The sequence below is a fragment of the Caballeronia sp. S22 genome, assembly GCF_964261745.1.
Taxonomy (GTDB): domain Bacteria; phylum Pseudomonadota; class Gammaproteobacteria; order Burkholderiales; family Burkholderiaceae; genus Caballeronia; species Caballeronia jiangsuensis.
This window is the reverse complement of the sequence record NZ_OZ180035.1, coordinates 2,202,128-2,218,228: the sequence shown is the minus strand read 5'-3', so window position 1 is coordinate 2,218,228 and position 16,101 is coordinate 2,202,128. Positions and strand designations below refer to the sequence as shown.

Genomic DNA, 16,101 nt, shown 5'->3' with positions numbered 1-16,101 from the left:
TGACACCGGATGAGACACGATGACATTCACATCAACACAATGTCATACTGCTCCTGGCTAAGATTACTCTCCACCTGCAACGAAACCGGCTTCCCGATGAAGTCCATCAGCATGGCCAGATGCTGCGACTCTTCTTCGAGAAATAAATCGATCACCTGCTGCGAAGCCACGACCCGAAACTCGCGTGGATTGAACTGCCGCGATTCGCGCATGATCTCGCGCAGCACGTCATAGCACACGGTCCGCGGCGTCTTCACCTGACCCTTGCCTTCGCATATCGGGCACGGTTCGCACAACACATGAGCGAGCGACTCGCGCGTGCGCTTTCGCGTCATCTCCACGAGCCCCAACTGCGAGAACCCGTTCACCGTCACACGCGTCCGGTCCCGCGACAACGCCTTCTTCAGTTCCCACAGAACCTGATCGCGGTGCTCGACATTCTCCATGTCGATGAAATCGATGATGATGATCCCGCCGAGATTCCTGAGCCGCAGTTGCCGCGCGATCGTATGCGCCGCTTCGAGGTTCGTCTTGAAGATCGTGTCGTCGAAATTGCGCGCGCCGACATAGCCGCCCGTATTGACGTCGATGGTCGTCATCGCCTCGGTCTGGTCGATCATCAAATAACCGCCGGACTTGAGATCGACGCGCCGCGACAGCGCCCGCTGAATCTCCGCCTCGATGTTGTACAGATCGAATAGCGGACGCTCGCCGGTGTAGTGGTGAAGACGCGGCGCAACCGCGGGCGTGAACTCCGCCGCGAAGTCGGCGAGCATCTGATACGTTTCGCGCGAATCGACCTGCATGCGCGTGGTCTCGTCGTTGACGAAATCGCGCAATACGCGTTGCGCGAGGTTCAGGTCCTGATAGAGCAGCGTAGTGGGCGGCACGCGCTGCGCCTGAGCCACGATCGTCGCCCAGGTCTTGCGCAGGTACGCGACGTCGGCCGCGAGCTCTTCGCTCGTCGCGTCTTCGGCGATGGTCCGCACGATATAGCCGCCTTTCTCGTCGGCGGGCAGCACGGCCGTCAGGCGCGCGCGCACGGCCTCGCGCTCCGCCTCGCTTTCGATCTTCTGCGAGATGCCGATATGCGGCTCCTGCGGCAGATACACGAGCGTGCGGCCCGCGATGCTCACCTGCGTCGACAGCCGCGCGCCCTTCGTGCCGATCGGGTCCTTCACGACCTGCACCATCAGCGACTGCCCTTCGAAGACGATCTTCTCGATCGGCACATGAGGCGCCGACGAATGCGGCTCGCCCGCGATACGTGGATGCCAGATATCGGCGACATGGAGGAACGCGGCGCGTTCGAGGCCGATATCGATGAACGCGGACTGCATGCCCGGCAGCACACGCACGACACGGCCGAGATAGACATTGCCGACGCGTCCGCGCGAAAGCGTGCGCTCGACGTGAAGTTCCTGAACGGCGCCTTGCTGAACCAGTGCGACGCGGGTTTCCTGCGGTGTGACGTTGATCAGGATTTCTTCGTTCATGGCCTGTTTAGAATGCGACGCGCGCCACGCGCAAGAGTGCTGCTGTTTCGAAAAGGGGCAAACCCATGATACCCGAATAGGACCCGTCGATCCGCTCGATGAACTCGGCCGCGCGTCCCTGTATGCCGTACGCGCCCGCCTTGCCGAGCGGCTCGCCCGACGCGGCGTAGCGTTGCAGCGCAGCACGATCGGCGCGCGCGAAGCGCACCGTCGAGCGCGAGAGCGCGGGTTCGAGCAGCGCGCCTTCCGCATCGACGACGGCGAGCGCCGTCAGCACTTCGTGCTCGCGGCCCGCGAGGCGTTCGAGCATCGCGACGGCGTCTTCCTCATGCTGCGGCTTGCCGAGGATCAGGCCGTCGATGGTCACGGTGGTATCGGCGACGAGAACCGGCGCGCTCGCATGGCCGCCCGCAACGAGCCGCGCGCGCGCCGCGTGCGCCTTCAACGCGCAGACGCGCACGACATACGCATCGGCGGATTCGCCCGGCAGCTCGGCTTCGAGCGCTTCGGCGTCTTCATCGGGACGGGGAAGGAGGAGTTCGTACCGCACGCCGAGCTGACGCAGCAGCTCCTGACGGCGCGGGCTTTGAGACGCGAGATAAACGAAGGGATGAGTCGGCATCTTGAAGTCGGGTTCGAATGGCGCGCACGGCATTCGATCCGACATCGAAAAAGCCTCACGCGCGATGATAGGGATGATTCTGCGTGATGCTCCACGCGCGGTAAAGCTGTTCGGCGAGCAGCACGCGCACCATGCCATGCGGCAGCGTGAGACTCGATATGCGCAGCATCAGCTCGGCGCGCGCTTTCACGGCCGGATCGAGCCCGTCCGCGCCGCCGATCACGAACGCGACATCGCGCCCATCCTGCTGCCAGCCGGGCAGGGCGTTCGCGAGTTGCATTGTGGTCCAGTCGCGGCCGCGTTCGTCGAGTGCGACGACGCGCGCGTTCTTCGGCAAGGCGGCTTCGATGCGCTGCTTCTCGGCCGCCATCACGCTTTCTGCATTGCGCCCCGACGAGCGCTGCTCGGGCTTGATTTCCTTCAGCTCGATGCGCAGCTCGGGCGGCATGCGCTTCGCGTACTCGTCGAAGCCATTCGTGATCCAGTCGGGCATCTTGTGTCCGACGGCGAGGATGACCAGCTTCATCGAATGAAGCGGCTTCAGTGCTTGCGCGTGGGACGTTTGACCGCGGGTGCGTCGTCTTCCTCGTCCTCGTCTTCATCGGCGGTGACGTTCGCGCCGCCGAACATGTTCGGCTTTTGCAGCTTCACGCGCACGGGTTTGTCGCCCCAGACTTCCTCGAGGTTGTAGTACTGGCGCAGCGCGGGTTGAAGGATGTGAACGACCGCGTCGCCGCAATCGACCAGCACCCATTCGCCGATCTCTTCGCCTTCCGTGCTGATGATATCGCCGCCGGCTTCCTTGACCTTCTCGCGCACGCTATTGGCGATTGCCTTGGTCTGCCGGTTCGACGTGCCGCTCGCCACGACCACGCGGTCGAACAGCGACGTCAGATGGGTGGTGTTGAACACCTTGATGTCTTGCGCCTTGACGTCTTCGAGACCGTCGATGATCGCGCGTTGAAGCTTCTGAAGTTCCATGGTTACCGTGTCTGGTACAGGTGATGTTGAACAATATAGTCCCATACAGCCGATGGGACGTGATCGCGGGCCTGCGCGCGGGCATCGTGTTCGTCTGTCATCGTGCGCGCTTCGTCGCGGATCGCCGTGGCGGATACGTCGATGAGAAGCGTCGCGTCGATGAGCACGTGCCCGTGCGGGCTCGCTTGCAGTGTTTCGGGTGACGCGGCGCGCTTTTGCACTTGCGCCGCGACCGCCGCCGGCAGCGTCGCGACATCGAAGCCGGGGCGCGTCTCCACGCAGACATGCGCGTAGTCGAAGAGCCGCATCCATTGATGCCACGAGTCGAGCTTGACGAGCTGATCCGCGCCCATCAGCAACGAAAGCGATGCGTCCGCGCCTTCGCGCTCGCGCCAGCGGGCGAGCGTGTCGACGGTATAGGTGTCGCCCTGGCGATCGATTTCATCGGTGGCGACGATGACCTGCACGCCGTCGAGTTCGAGCGATGCCGCCGCCGCGCGCGTCATCGCCAGCCGATGCTCCGGCGCCGATACGCCCGCCTTCTGCCACGGCTGACCCGCGGGCAGCAGCACGAGGTCGGTCAGTCGCAGCAACTCGACGAAACGCCGCGCGAGCGCGAGATGCCCGTTGTGGATCGGATCGAAGGTGCCGCCGAACAGGCCGACGCGCTTGGCGCACGACGCGCGGACCGATGCGGCCTGGGTCACAGCCATTCCCGCCGCACCAGGAAATCTTCGTAGAGACGCGCTTCCGGCGTGCCGGGCTCGGGTTGCCAGTCGTAGCGCCAGTTCGCGACGGGCGGCATCGACATCAGAATCGATTCCGTGCGTCCGCCGCTTTGCAGGCCGAAGTGCGTGCCGCGATCGAACACGAGATTGAACTCGACGTAGCGCCCGCGCCGATACGCCTGAAACTCGCGCTCGTGCGCCGAATACGGCGTGTCGCGGCGGCGTTCGATGACCGGCAGATACGCTTTCAGAAACGCATCGCCGACGCTTCGCATCATCGCGAACGAGCGCTCGAAGCCGGGCTCCGAGAAGTCGTCGAAGAAAATGCCGCCGATGCCGCGCTGCTCGTTGCGGTGCTTCAGATAGAAATACTCGTCGCACCACGTCTTGAAGCGCGGATACAGGTCCGCGCCGAACGGATCGAGCGCGTCGCGGCAGACCCGATGGAAATGCCGCGCGTCGTCCTCGTAGCCGTAGACCGGCGTGAGATCCATGCCGCCGCCGAACCAGAAGATCGGCGCTTCGCCCGGCTTCGTCGCGGTGAGCATGCGCACGTTCATGTGCACGGTCGGGCAGTGCGGATTGCGCGGATGCATCACGAGCGACACGCCGAGCGCTTCGAAGCCGCGTCCCGCGAGTTGCGGACGCGCCGCGCTCGCGGAAGGCGGCAGCGCGTCGCCCTGAACGTCCGAAAAGCCGATGCCGCCGCGCTCGAAAAACCCGCCGCCTTCCAGAATGCGCGTGACGCCGCCGCCGCGCAGATGCGCGCCGGGCTCGCGGGTCCAGGCATCGGTGGCGAAGGCGGTGCCGTCGAAGGCGCCGAGGGCATCGGCGATGCGCGTCTGCAGGCCCGTCAGATAATCGCGGACGGCTGCGATATCGTGGGCTGCGTCGTGTTCGTTGTGTTGTTCCGCGCTGCGGTTCGGTTCACTCATCGATTGCTGCGTGCGCCCTGTAGGCGGCCATGAATGGGCGGGGGTTAACCCTTCGTCTCGAAACTCTGGAAAGCACGCTGCCGGACACGAGGTCCGGCAGTGCGTCGGCTCATGCGGCGCAAGCCGCGCGGTGCCGCTTCAGTGCTTGTCGGCAGGCTTGTCCGCCGATTGCTTGCGGTTCACCGCCCGATAGCCGATGTCCCGGCGGTACTGCATGCCGTCGAAGGAAATCTGGTTGACTGTATCGTAGACCACGGATTGCGCGCCGCGCACGGAATCCGCCAGACCGACGACGCACAGCACGCGTCCGCCCGAGGTCGTGAGTTTCCCGTCGGTAAGCGTGGTGCCCGCGTGGAAAGTGACGGAATTCTCGGTTTCCGCCGGAATGCCGTTGATGCGGTCGCCCTTGCGCGGCGTCTCCGGATAGTTGTGCGCCGCGAGCACGACACCGAGCGCCGTGCGGCGATCCCATTCGAGATCGACGGTGTCGAGCTTGCCGTCGATCGCCATTTCCACGACCTTCGAGAAGTCGCCCTTCAGGCGCGCCATGATCGGCTGCGTCTCAGGATCGCCCATGCGGCAGTTGAATTCGAGCGTTTTCGGATTGCCGTTCGCGTCGATCATCAGGCCGGCGTACAGGAAGCCGGTGAAGCGGATGCCCTCGCTTTCCATGCCGCGCACCGTCGGCTGGATGATTTCGCGCATCACGCGCGCGTGCAGTTGCGGCGTGACGATCGGCGCGGGCGAGTAGGCGCCCATGCCGCCCGTGTTCGGACCCTTGTCGCCGTCGAGCAGGCGTTTGTGGTCCTGGCTGGACGCGAGCGCGAGCACGTGCTTGCCGTCCACCATCACGATGAAGCTCGCTTCTTCGCCCGCGAGAAATTCCTCGATCACGACGCGCGCGCCCGCGTCGCCGAGCTTGTTGTCGGCGAGCATGGAATCGACGGCGGCGTGCGCTTCTTCCAGCGTCATCGCCACGACGACGCCCTTGCCGGCCGCCAGCCCGTCAGCCTTCACGACGATCGGCGCGCCTTTCGCGTCGATATACGCGTGCGCGGCGGCGGTGTCGGAGAAGGTTTCGTACTCGGCCGTCGGAATGTTGTGGCGCTTCATGAACGCCTTCGCGAAGTCCTTCGAACTTTCGAGCTGCGCGGCTTCCCGGCTCGGCCCGAAGATTTTCAGGCCGCGCGAGCGGAACAGATTGACGATGCCCGCGGCGAGCGGCTGCTCCGGCCCGACGAGCGTGAACGCGACATGCTCCTTCTCGACGAAATCGGCGAGTTCCGCCGGGTCCGTGATGTCGACGTTGCGCAGACGCTCGTCCTGCGCGGTGCCGCCGTTGCCCGGCGCCACATAGACGATCTGCACGCGCGGCGATTGCGCGAGCTTCCAGGCCAGCGCGTGTTCGCGGCCGCCGGAACCGACGACGAGTAACTTCATTTGAATCCCCGAAATCCTGACAAAAAGCGGCTTGAGAAAAAGCGGCGGGCGCACGGCCCCTGACTTGCGCGCATGACGACGGTCGATGCGTCGCGAAGGCGGCTCGCGCTGACATCGGCTGCGTCACGCGCCTTCCAGGGGCGATGCCGCGCCGCAAAGATCGCGCGGCGCTGCTCCGGCATGCGAGCCGAAGCGAAAGATGTTCCATGCGGGGGCGGGGCGGCTTTCGTTTGCGCCGCGCCCCGCGCGATACGAAGCTCAGTCTTCGTTGATCGCGGCGTTTGTATAGACTTCCTGCACGTCGTCGAGATTTTCGAGCGCGTCGAGCAGTTTTTGCATCTTCGCTGCGTCGTCGCCGCTGAATTCGACTTCGGTCTGCGGTTTCATCGTCACTTCGGCGAGTTCCGCCTTGAAGCCCGCGGCTTCGAGCGCGTCCTTCACCTTCTGGAAATCGTTCGGCGGGCAGATCACTTCGATGCTGCCGTCCTCGTTCGTCACCACGTCGTCCGCACCGGCTTCGAGCGCGGCATCCATCAGCTTGTCTTCCGGCGTGCCGGGCGCGAACAGGAACTGGCCGACGTGATCGAACATGAACGACACCGAGCCGTCCGTGCCCATGTTGCCGCCGAACTTCGAGAACGCGTGGCGCACTTCCGCGACGGTGCGGGTGCGGTTGTCCGTCATCGTGTCGACGATGATCGCCGCGCCGCCGATGCCGTAGCCTTCGTAGCGAATTTCTTCGTAGTTCGCGCCATCGACGCCGCCGACGCCGCGCTGGATCGCGCGGTTGATGTTGTCCTTCGGCATGTTGGCGTCGTAAGCCTTGTCGACGGCCAGACGCAGGCGCGGGTTCGAATCGGCCTCGCCGCCGCCCATGCGCGCCGCGACCTGGATTTCCTTGATGAGGCGCGTCCAGACCTTGCCCTTCTTCGCGTCGGCCGCGGCTTTCTTATGCTTGATGTTGGCCCATTTGGAATGACCCGCCATTACCTTTCTCCATCGCGCTCGGGCGTCGAGCCGTGCGCCTAGTGTGCTGTCGTGCTTGCTTTGATGCCGAATGTGTCTGTCCGCGCCGCGGTTCTCCGGCGGCTGCGGGTTCGCTCGCGGATCGTCGGATCCGGCGTTACCCGAATAGGAGCAGACCGAAATTTTAGCATGGCGGCGCGCGCTCCCAGAACCGCTGCGCGCCGACTGAAACGGGAAAAATGATGGAAACCGCGTGAAATTCCGGCGAATCGCGGCGAAATCGTGCAAAGGCGGCGGTAAACGCAAACCGCCGCGCGGATGGCGCGGCGGTCGAAGGCGAAAACGCGGAATGAAACGGACGCTCAGTTCTTCGTGCCGAACAGACGGTCGCCCGCGTCGCCGAGGCCCGGAACGATATACGCATGCTCGTTCAGATGCGAATCGAGCGACGCCACGTAAAGCTTCACATCCGGATGCGCGTCCTGGAACACCTTGACGCCTTCCGGCGCCGCGACCAGCGCGACGAACACGATGTTCTCGCTCAGCACGTTGCGGCGCTTCATCACGTCGACGGCGTGCACCGCCGAGTAGCCCGTCGCGACCATCGGATCGCACAGGATGAAGACGCGCTCTTCCAGATCGGGCGGCAGGCGCACGAGATATTCGACCGGGCGATGATCCTCCGCCCGATACACGCCGATATGCCCGACGCGCGCCGACGGCACCAGATCGAGCAGGCCGTCCGACATGCCGATGCCCGCGCGCAGCACCGGCACGATCGCGAGCTTCTTGCCGGCGATCACGGGCGCGTCGATATCGACGAGCGGCGTTTCCACGCGTTTGGTCGTGAGCGGCAGGTTGCGCGTGATTTCGTAGCCCATCAGCAGCGTGATTTCCCGCAGCAGCTCGCGGAACGTGCGCGTCGACGTGTCCTTGTCGCGCATGTGGGTGAGCTTGTGCTGGATCAGCGGGTGATCGAGGATGAAGAGATTGGGAAAGCGGCTGTCTTGTTTCATGGGTCTCGCGCGCGCGGCGCGTCCTGCTCGTGTGATGTTCTGCCTGCGACGCTCGGGGAGCGACAGTGGCGACAGTTTACCCAAAAGCCCGCCCGCACCTAAGAAGAATCGCGCGCCTCGTCCCATACGGCCGCCGACGTTGCCGCCCCGATTCTTCTAGAATTGCGCGATAGACATGAGACCCGCGTGCGCCACGGCGCGCATGTTCGACCAACGCATAAACAAAACTGGAGGATCGACGATGGATATGGGAATCGCGGGCCGCACCGCGCTGGTGTGCGCGGCGAGCAAGGGCCTTGGACGAGGCTGCGCCGAGGCGCTCGCCGCCGAAGGCGTGAATCTGGTCATCACCGCGCGCACGGCGGAAACGCTCGAAGCGACGGCCGCGCACATCCGCGCGCAATACGGCGTCACCGTCACGACGGTCGCGGGCGACATCACGACGCCCGAAGGCCACGCCGCCGCGCTCGCCGCGTGCCCTTCGCCCGACATTCTGGTCAACAACGCGGGCGGCCCGCCGCCGGGCGACTTCCGCACCTTCACCCACGACATGTGGATCAAGGCGCTGGAAGGCAACATGCTGACGCCGATCGAGCTGATCAAGGCGACCATCGACGGCATGATCGGGCGCGGCTTCGGGCGTATCGTGAACATCACGAGTTCGTCGGTGAAGGCGCCGATCGATGTGCTCGGCCTGTCCAACGGCGCGCGTTCCGGGCTCACGGGCTTCGTCGCGGGCGTCGCGCGCAAGGTGGCGTCCACAGGCGTCACGATCAACAATCTGCTGCCGGGCACCTTCGACACCGACCGCATCGCCGTGACGATGGAAGCGCAGGCGAAGGCGCAGAACATCTCGATCGAGGACATGCGCGCGCGCCGTGCGCAGAGTCTGCCTGCCGGACGGTTCGGCACGTCGGAGGAATTCGGCCGTGCGTGCGCGTTTCTATGCAGCGTGCACGCGGGCTACATCACCGGTCAGAACCTGCTGATCGACGGCGGCGCTTACCCCGGCACGTACTGACCAAGGACCACGCACATGACCACACGCGTCGCGCTGATCGCGCACGACATGAAGAAGGACGACATCGTCACGCTCGCGGGCGAGTTCGTCGACACGCTCGCGCAATGCGATCTCGTTGCGACGGGCACGACCGGCGGACGCATCGCGGCGGCGCACGGGCTGGAGATCGAGCGCAAGCTCTCCGGCCCGCACGGCGGCGACCTGCAGATCGGGGCGGAACTGGCGGAAGGCCGCGTGAATATCGTGATCTTCCTGCGCGACCCGATGACTCCGCAGCCGCACGAGCCGGACATCAACGCGCTCGTGCGCGCTTGCGACGTGCACAACGTGCCGTGCGCGACCAACATCGCGACGGCGCGCATGATTCTCGACGACCTGCGCCTGCGTTTTGCGCGGGCCTGACGAACCGAAGGAGACGAACGAGCGATGACCAAGGCAATCCGATTCGACAAGGCAGGCGGCCCGGAAGTCATGAAATGGGTCGATGTGGACGTGGGCGCGCCGGGCAAGGGCGAGATTCGCGTGAAGCACCATGCGGTGGGGCTGAATTTCATCGACGTGTACTTCCGCACTGGCCTCTATCCGATGCCGCTGCCCGGCGGCCTCGGCATGGAAGGCGCCGGCGAGGTGACGGCGGTGGGCGAGGGCGTCACGCAGTTCAAGCCAGGCGATCGCGTCGCGTATGCGTCGCGTCCGCCGGGTGCGTATGCCGAAGAGCGTGTGATGTCGGCGGAATACGTGGTCAAGTTGCCCGATGCGATCGGCTATGAAGACGCCGCGTCGATCATGCTGCAAGGCCTGACCGCGCAGTATCTGCTGCGACGGACCTATCGCGTGAAAGCGGGCGATACCGTGCTGATCCACGCGGCGGCGGGCGGCGTCGGCATGCTCGCGTGCCAGTGGGCCAAGGCGCTCGGCGCGACGGTGATCGGCACGGTCGGTTCGGACGAGAAAGCCGAACTGGCGAAGGCGCACGGCTGCGATTACCCGATCGTCTACACGCGCGAGAACTTCACGCAGCGCGTGCGCGAAATCACCAACGGCGCGGGCGTGCCGGTGGTCTACGATTCGATCGGCAAGGACACGTACATCGCGTCGCTCGATTGCCTCGCGCCGCTCGGCCTCTTTGTCAGCTTCGGCAATTCGTCGGGGCCGCTGCCGCCGCTCGATTCGTCCGAGCTTGCGGGACGCGGCTCGCTGTATTTCACGCGGCCGACGCTCTTCAGCTACATCGCCAAACGCAGCGATCTCGATGCGATGGCGGCGGAACTGTTCGAAGTCGTTTCGTCGGGCAAGGTGAAGACGAACGTGCGCCAGCGCTACCCCTTGTCCGATGCGGCGCGCGCCCACGAAGACCTCGAAGCGCGCAAGACGACCGGCTCGACGATTCTCCTGCCCTGAAGTCGCGCCGAAGGGCGGGTCGTCACCATAACGAGCAACTAAAAAACCATGAGCGAGCCGTCCTTTACCGTCGTCCTGATCGAGGACGACAAGCAGATTCGCCGTTTCGTGCGCGTGTCGCTCGAAGCGCAGGGCATGACGGTCCATGAAGCGGAGACGGGGCAGAAGGGTCTAGTCGAGGCGGCGACGCGCAAGCCCGATCTCGTGATCGTCGATCTCGGTTTGCCGGACACCGATGGCATCGACGTGATCCGCGAGCTGCGCGGCTGGACGGAGTTGCCGATCATCGTGCTGTCTGCGCGCACGCAGGAAGAAGAGAAAGTGGCCGCGCTCGACGCCGGCGCCGACGATTACCTGACGAAGCCCTTCGGCGTTTCGGAACTGATGGCGCGGATTCGCGCGCATCTGCGGCGGCGCAATCAGGCGCAGGCATCGGAGACGCCGGTCGTCGCGTTCGGCGACGTGAGCGTCGATCTCGCGCTGCGCCGTGTCGTCAGGAACGGCGAGAACGTGCATCTGACGCCGATCGAATATCGTCTGCTATCGACGCTCGTGCGGCACGCGGGGCGCGTGCTGACGCATCGGCAATTGCTGGTGGAGGTGTGGGGGCCGTCGCATGTGGAAAGCCCGCACTACTTGCGCATCTACATGGCGCATCTGCGCCAGAAGCTGGAGCGCGATCCCGCGCAGCCCGAGCATATCGTGACGGAAACTGGCGTGGGCTACAGGCTCGTCGGCGCGGCGTGACGGATCGTGCGCGCGGGGTCGAGCCTGAGCGAATCGAGCACGATATCGATGGGCTCGTCGCCGCCGACGAACGCGATCATCCGGTTGTTGATGCCGCATGTCACGCATTGCAGCGCGATGCGCGCGACGTCGGCGCGCGAGACCTCGGGCTTGTGCTTCGTGAGCTCGCCGGCGAGTGCGATGGCGCCGTGCGCCGGTTCGTCCGATAGCGGTCCGGGCCGGAGAATCGCGTAAGGCACGCCGCGATGCGCGACGTATTCATCGGCTTCGCGCTTCATCCGCGAGTAGTGGCGTAGTGCGAACCCGCTGCGCTCCGGGTAGAACGCTGACAGCGCGCTGATGACAATGAGCTGCTGCACGCGGCGGCGTTTTGCGGAGTCGGCGGTGCGCATGACGGCGTCGCGGTCGATCGCGCGTTGCTCGTGCACGGTGTCCGTTTCCGCCGATCCGGCCGCGTAGATTACATGCGTGATGTCGTCGAAGGCGTGGGAGAAGTCGTTGGTGAGATCGCCGAGGACGATTTCGGCGCCCATCGCGGCGAGTTCGCTCTTGTGGGCGGATTTGCGCAGCATTGCGCGGAAGGGTATGGATTCGGTGTGGAGACGCTGCGCGATCAGTCGGCCCGTGCGGCCGTGGGCGCCGATCAGCAGAACCTTTGGCGTTTTCATGCGGGGAGGGGTCCTTTTCCACGGTGCTCGTGGCTAGCCTTTACCCGACAAAGTAGGCGATTTTTGCGTGGCGCGCTGGGGGTTGTGTTTGCGTTTGCAGCAATTTTGGTTTTGTTTTTTCGCTGGATCCCGATTTCGTGTTGGTCTATTAGCACTGCCCCTGTGCGGGGCGGCAGTCACTTTCTTTGCTGCTGCAAAGAAAGTAACCAAAGAAAGCAGCTCGTTCAGGCCCGCGGTCACACGCACGTTGGCCATGCTTGCCAGCCCGCTGTGGCCCTCGCCTAAGTGTCGCCCTCGAAGGACTTACCGGGCTTGGCTCGCGCACGGTCTGACACATCGCGCCGCTTGACTCACTGGTTCAGCACCAAATAGCTCCGGCCCGCTTCGCGGCCGTTCGGTCAATCGGGTTTGCGTGTGCTTCTTCTCCGATGGTTTCCCTTGCATACCCAACGGCAGCGCGTAGCGCTGTGCCGAAGCTATTTGGTGCTGAACCAGCGCCCTAACACAACTAGCTTGTCAGACCGTGCGCGATCCAAGCCCGATTGGGCCTTTGGGGGCGACACTTAGGCGAGTGCCATTGGCGGCTGGCAAGCATGGCCAAACTGCGTGTGACCGCGGGCTTAAACGAGCTGCTTTCTTTGGTTACTTTCTTTGCAGCAGCAAAGAAAGTGACCCCCGCCCCGGGGAGGGGCAGTGCTAATAGACCACCGCGATACCGGGATCCGGCGAAGAAAAACCGCAATTCACTCCGCCGCATTCGCGTGCCGCGCGCCCCCCTGCCGCCGCGCACGCCGCGCCTCGCCACGAATACGAAACCGATCCATATAAAGATAAACAACAGGCGTCGTATAAAGCGTCAACATCTGACTAACGATCAACCCGCCAACAATCGCAATCCCAAGCGGCGCGCGCATCTCCGACCCCTCTCCGGTGCCGAACGCGAGCGGCAGCGCGCCGAGCAACGCGGCGGCGGTCGTCATCATGATCGGGCGAAAGCGCAACAGACACGCTTCGCGAATCGCGTCCTGCGGCGTCTGCGCACCATGCCGCGTCGCCTCGATCGCGAAATCGACCATCATGATCGCGTTCTTCTTCACGATCCCGATCAGCAGAATCACCGCGATCAACGCAATGATGCTGAACTCCGTCTTGAACAGCAGCAGCGCGAGCAGCGCGCCGATACCCGCGGACGGCAGCGTCGAAAGAATCGTGATCGGGTGAATGTAGCTCTCGTACAAAATGCCGAGCACGATATAAACCGCCGCCAGTGCCGCGAGAATCAAAAGCGGCTGGTCGTTGAGCGATTGCTGGAACGCCTGCGCCGTGCCCTGGAAGCTGCCGTGGATGGTCTGCGGCACGCCGATCTCGGCCATCGTTTCGTAGATCGCGGCGGTCGCGTCGGACAGGGACTTGCCCGGCGGCAGGTTGAACGAGATCGTCGACGCGACGAACTGGCTCTGGTGATTCACGGAAAGCGGCGTATTGCCCGGCCCGAACTTCGCGATGGCCGACAGCGGGACCATCGTTTCCTTCGATGTCGATACCGCCGCGCCCGACGACGAACCGTTCTTGCCCGTCGCCGCAATCGCGTTGGTGGCGGAGTTCTTCACCGCGGCGAGCGCGAGGGTGGCCGTGGTGTCGCTCGTGCTCGTCGATGCTCCGCCCGCGCCGGTCGATCCGGTCGCGGCAGTGGATGCGGTCGAGGTCGTGCCGGACGTCGTGGTCGATTGCGTCGACGCCGAACCGCTCGCCGTGCCGCCCGACGTGCTGATGTAGAGCTGCTTGAGCGTCTCCGGGTCCTGCCAGTACTTCGGCGCGAGCTCCATCACCACGTGATACTGCGACAGCGGGTTGTAGATGGTCGAGACCTGACGCTGGCCGAACGCGTCGTAGAGCGTGTTGTCGATCTGCGCCGGCTTGATGCCGAGACGCGCGGCCGTCGAGCGGTCGAACGTGACCATCGCTTCGAGGCCGCCCTGTTGCTGGTCGGAGTTGACGTCGGTGAGCTCGGGGCGCTTTTGCAGCGCGTCGGTGAGGAGCGGCCCCCACTTGTAGAGATCGGATGTGGTGTCGGACAACAGCGTGAACTGATATTGCGCGTTCGACTGCCGCCCGCCCACGCGAATGTCCTGCACCGCCTGCAGGAACGTGCGCGCCCCCGCGACGTCCGCGAGCGGCTTGCGCAGACGGTTGATCACCTGATCGGCGGACACTTTGCGCTCGCTCTTCGGCTTGAGGGAGATGAACATGAAGCCCGAATTGGTCGAACGCCCGCCGGTGAAGCCCGCGACGCTATCGACGGCTGGGTCCGCCTCGACGATCTTCATCATCTCCGCGAACTTGACCTTCATCGCCTGAAACGACGTGCTCTGGTCCGCCTGAATGCCGCCGACGATGCGCCCCGTGTCCTGCTGCGGAAAAAAGCCCTTCGGCACGATCACGTACAAATAAATGTTCAGCCCGATGGTCGCGAGCAAAACCAGGAGAATCGTGCGCGGATGCGCGAGCGCCCAGCCGAGCGTGCGCGCGTAGGCGCGTTGCATGCGGTCGAACTGACGTTCCAGCCAGCGCGCGACGCGGCCTTCTTCCTTGCGGTCGTGCGGTTCCTGAAGAAGGCGCGAGCACATCATCGGCGTGACGGTCAGCGACACGACGAGCGATACGCCGATCGCGAGCGAAAGCGTCAGCGCGAACTCGCGGAACAGCCGCCCGACGATGCCGCCCATCAGCAGGATCGGCAGGAACACCGCGACGAGCGACACGCTGATCGACAACACCGTGAAGCCGACTTCGCGCGCGCCGAGTATGGCGGCCTCCATGCGCGGCACGCCTTTCTCCACGTGCCGCGTGATGTTCTCCAGCACGACGATGGCGTCATCGACGACGAAGCCCGTCGCGATGGTCAGCGCCATCAGCGAGAGGTTGTCGAGCGAGAAGCCGAGCAGATACATCGCCGCGAAGGTGCCGATGATCGAAATCGGCACGGCGACGCTCGGTATCAATGTGGCGCGCCAGTTGCGCAGAAACAGGAACACGACCATCACGACGAGCGCCACCGCGATCACGAGCGTCAACTCGGTATCGTGCAGCGACGAGCGGATGGTGGTCGAGCGGTCGGCGGTCGGCGTGATCTGCACGTCGGCGGGCAGCGCGGCCTGAAGTTGCGGCAGCATCGACTTCACCCGGTCGATGGTTTCGATGATGTTCGCGCCCGGCTGGCGATACAGAATCACGAGCACCGCGCGCTTGTTGTTGATGAGGCCGAGGTTGCGCAGGTCTTCGACCGAATCGACCACTTCGCCGACATCCGAGAGCTTCACCGCCGAGCCGTTGCGATACGCGACGACGAGATCCTTGTATTGCGAAGCCTTGCTCGCCTGATCGTTGGTATAGAGCTGAACGCGGGTGCCCTTGAACTCGATCGCGCCCTTCGGGCTGTTCGCATTCGCCGACGCGAGCGCGGCGCGCACGTCCTCCAGCCCGATGCCGTAGTGAAAGAGCGCGCCCGGCTCCAGCTCGACGCGCACCGCCGGATTCGCGGAGCCGCTCACGTCGACTTCGCCGACGCCCGGCACCGTCGATAGCGTCTGCTGCAGGACGGTCGCGGCGGAGTCGTAAAGCGAGCCCGCCGTGCGCGTCGGCGACGAGAGCGCGAGCACGAGAATGGGCGCGTCGGCGGGGTTGACCTTGTGATACGTCGGGTTCTGGCGCAGCGAGGTCGGCAGATCGGCGCGCGCGGCGTTGATCGCGGCCTGCACATCGCGCGCGGCGCCGTCGATATCGCGGTTGAGGCCGAATTGCAGCGTGATGCGCGTCGAGCCGACCGAGCTCATCGACGTCATCTCGCTCACGTCGGCGATGGTGCCGAGATGCCGCTCAAGCGGGCTCGCGACGCTCGTCGCAACGGTTTCCGGGCTCGCGCCGGGAAGCGATGCCTGCACGGAGATCGTCGGGAAATCGACCTGCGGCAGTGGCGCTACAGGAAGCCGCACGAACGCGAACATGCCCGCGAGCGCGATGCCGACGGCGAGCAGCGTCGTCGCGACCGGCCGGGCGATGAAGATGCGCGACAGGTTCATG

At 64.7% G+C, this 16,101-nt stretch carries 15 protein-coding genes; 4 read left to right on the top strand and 11 right to left on the bottom strand.

What is annotated here, in order from left to right:
* Positions 1–26 precede the first annotated feature (26 nt).
* From rng to upp, 9 genes are all read right to left on the bottom strand, one after another.
* Entirely contained in the window at positions 27–1,496 is a 1,470-nt protein-coding gene (gene rng / locus ACEN42_RS10415; protein ID WP_035510405.1) for a ribonuclease G, read from the bottom strand.
* Between the two features lie 7 nt (positions 1,497–1,503).
* The gene (locus tag ACEN42_RS10410; protein ID WP_187609447.1) at positions 1,504–2,118 is read right to left on the bottom strand and encodes a nucleoside triphosphate pyrophosphatase; all 615 of its coding nucleotides are present in this window, start codon (positions 2,116–2,118) and stop codon (positions 1,504–1,506) included.
* Positions 2,119–2,173: 55 nt separating this feature from the next.
* Positions 2,174–2,644, bottom strand: coding sequence for a 23S rRNA (pseudouridine(1915)-N(3))-methyltransferase RlmH (rlmH, locus tag ACEN42_RS10405; RefSeq protein ID WP_035510408.1), 471 nt, complete (start codon positions 2,642–2,644; stop codon positions 2,174–2,176).
* A gap of 14 nt (positions 2,645–2,658) precedes the next feature.
* Positions 2,659–3,099 carry a ribosome silencing factor gene (gene rsfS, locus ACEN42_RS10400; RefSeq protein ID WP_371879875.1) on the bottom strand — a complete coding sequence of 147 codons (441 nt, stop codon included), beginning with the start codon at positions 3,097–3,099 and terminating at the stop codon, positions 2,659–2,661.
* Positions 3,100–3,101: 2 nt separating this feature from the next.
* Positions 3,102–3,812, bottom strand: coding sequence for a nicotinate-nucleotide adenylyltransferase (locus ACEN42_RS10395; protein WP_371879874.1), 711 nt, complete (start codon positions 3,810–3,812; stop codon positions 3,102–3,104).
* On the bottom strand, positions 3,803–4,762 hold the full coding sequence (hemF, locus tag ACEN42_RS10390; protein ID WP_187609444.1) for an oxygen-dependent coproporphyrinogen oxidase: 960 nt from the start codon (positions 4,760–4,762) through the stop codon (positions 3,803–3,805). The genes ACEN42_RS10395 and hemF overlap by 10 nt, the downstream gene beginning before the upstream one ends.
* Before the next feature lie 138 nt (positions 4,763–4,900).
* Positions 4,901–6,202: a phosphoribosylamine--glycine ligase gene (gene purD, locus ACEN42_RS10385; protein WP_371879873.1), complete on the bottom strand. Its 1,302-nt coding sequence runs from the start codon at positions 6,200–6,202 to the stop codon at positions 4,901–4,903.
* A gap of 258 nt (positions 6,203–6,460) precedes the next feature.
* On the bottom strand, positions 6,461–7,189 hold the full coding sequence (locus tag ACEN42_RS10380) for a YebC/PmpR family DNA-binding transcriptional regulator (protein WP_187609442.1): 729 nt from the start codon (positions 7,187–7,189) through the stop codon (positions 6,461–6,463).
* A 341-nt stretch (positions 7,190–7,530) separates the two neighbouring features.
* The gene (gene upp, locus ACEN42_RS10375) at positions 7,531–8,184 is read right to left on the bottom strand and encodes a uracil phosphoribosyltransferase (protein WP_035510419.1); all 654 of its coding nucleotides are present in this window, start codon (positions 8,182–8,184) and stop codon (positions 7,531–7,533) included.
* Positions 8,185–8,425: 241 nt separating this feature from the next.
* Between upp and ACEN42_RS10370 the strand changes: the two genes are divergently transcribed.
* The 4 genes from ACEN42_RS10370 to kdpE are packed head-to-tail and all read left to right on the top strand — an operon-like array spanning position 8,426 to position 11,353.
* Positions 8,426–9,205: an SDR family oxidoreductase gene (locus ACEN42_RS10370; RefSeq protein WP_187609441.1), complete on the top strand. Its 780-nt coding sequence runs from the start codon at positions 8,426–8,428 to the stop codon at positions 9,203–9,205.
* 15 nt (positions 9,206–9,220) lie between these two features.
* Positions 9,221–9,607 carry a methylglyoxal synthase gene (locus tag ACEN42_RS10365; RefSeq protein WP_035510424.1) on the top strand — a complete coding sequence of 129 codons (387 nt, stop codon included), beginning with the start codon at positions 9,221–9,223 and terminating at the stop codon, positions 9,605–9,607.
* Positions 9,608–9,631: 24 nt separating this feature from the next.
* On the top strand, positions 9,632–10,606 hold the full coding sequence (locus ACEN42_RS10360) for a quinone oxidoreductase (RefSeq protein WP_238210237.1): 975 nt from the start codon (positions 9,632–9,634) through the stop codon (positions 10,604–10,606).
* Between the two features lie 48 nt (positions 10,607–10,654).
* Positions 10,655–11,353 carry a two-component system response regulator KdpE gene (gene kdpE / locus ACEN42_RS10355; protein ID WP_238210239.1) on the top strand — a complete coding sequence of 233 codons (699 nt, stop codon included), beginning with the start codon at positions 10,655–10,657 and terminating at the stop codon, positions 11,351–11,353.
* On the opposite strand, the gene ACEN42_RS10350 is transcribed toward kdpE, so the two are convergent.
* Positions 11,329–12,021 (bottom strand): SDR family oxidoreductase, encoded by a 693-nt coding sequence (locus ACEN42_RS10350; protein WP_371879872.1) that lies wholly within the window; start codon positions 12,019–12,021, stop codon positions 11,329–11,331. The genes kdpE and ACEN42_RS10350 overlap by 25 nt on opposite strands.
* Before the next feature lie 743 nt (positions 12,022–12,764).
* A complete protein-coding gene (locus tag ACEN42_RS10345) occupies positions 12,765–16,100 on the bottom strand; it encodes an efflux RND transporter permease subunit (protein WP_371879871.1) in 3,336 nt (1,111 codons plus the stop codon).
* Between the last annotated feature and the right edge of the window lies 1 nt (position 16,101).

Bases quoted from the DNA above. Each gene is read 5' to 3' on its own strand.
- ACEN42_RS10350 (WP_371879872.1), bottom strand. From the start codon at position 12,021: ATGAAAACGCCAAAGGTTCTGCTGATCGGCGCCCACGGCCGCACGGGC.
- ACEN42_RS10365 (WP_035510424.1), top strand. From the start codon at position 9,221: ATGACCACACGCGTCGCGCTGATCGCGCACGACATGAAGAAGGACGAC.
- rlmH (WP_035510408.1), bottom strand. From the start codon at position 2,644: ATGAAGCTGGTCATCCTCGCCGTCGGACACAAGATGCCCGACTGGATC.
- ACEN42_RS10395 (WP_371879874.1), bottom strand. From the start codon at position 3,812: ATGGCTGTGACCCAGGCCGCATCGGTCCGCGCGTCGTGCGCCAAGCGC.
- kdpE (WP_238210239.1), top strand. From the start codon at position 10,655: ATGAGCGAGCCGTCCTTTACCGTCGTCCTGATCGAGGACGACAAGCAG.
- ACEN42_RS10410 (WP_187609447.1), bottom strand. From the start codon at position 2,118: ATGCCGACTCATCCCTTCGTTTATCTCGCGTCTCAAAGCCCGCGCCGT.
- purD (WP_371879873.1), bottom strand. From the start codon at position 6,202: ATGAAGTTACTCGTCGTCGGTTCCGGCGGCCGCGAACACGCGCTGGCC.
- upp (WP_035510419.1), bottom strand. From the start codon at position 8,184: ATGAAACAAGACAGCCGCTTTCCCAATCTCTTCATCCTCGATCACCCG.
- ACEN42_RS10380 (WP_187609442.1), bottom strand. From the start codon at position 7,189: ATGGCGGGTCATTCCAAATGGGCCAACATCAAGCATAAGAAAGCCGCG.
- rsfS (WP_371879875.1), bottom strand. From the start codon at position 3,099: ATGGAACTTCAGAAGCTTCAACGCGCGATCATCGACGGTCTCGAAGAC.
- hemF (WP_187609444.1), bottom strand. From the start codon at position 4,762: ATGAGTGAACCGAACCGCAGCGCGGAACAACACAACGAACACGACGCA.
- ACEN42_RS10345 (WP_371879871.1), bottom strand. From the start codon at position 16,100: ATGAACCTGTCGCGCATCTTCATCGCCCGGCCGGTCGCGACGACGCTG.
- ACEN42_RS10360 (WP_238210237.1), top strand. From the start codon at position 9,632: ATGACCAAGGCAATCCGATTCGACAAGGCAGGCGGCCCGGAAGTCATG.
- rng (WP_035510405.1), bottom strand. From the start codon at position 1,496: ATGAACGAAGAAATCCTGATCAACGTCACACCGCAGGAAACCCGCGTC.
- ACEN42_RS10370 (WP_187609441.1), top strand. From the start codon at position 8,426: ATGGATATGGGAATCGCGGGCCGCACCGCGCTGGTGTGCGCGGCGAGC.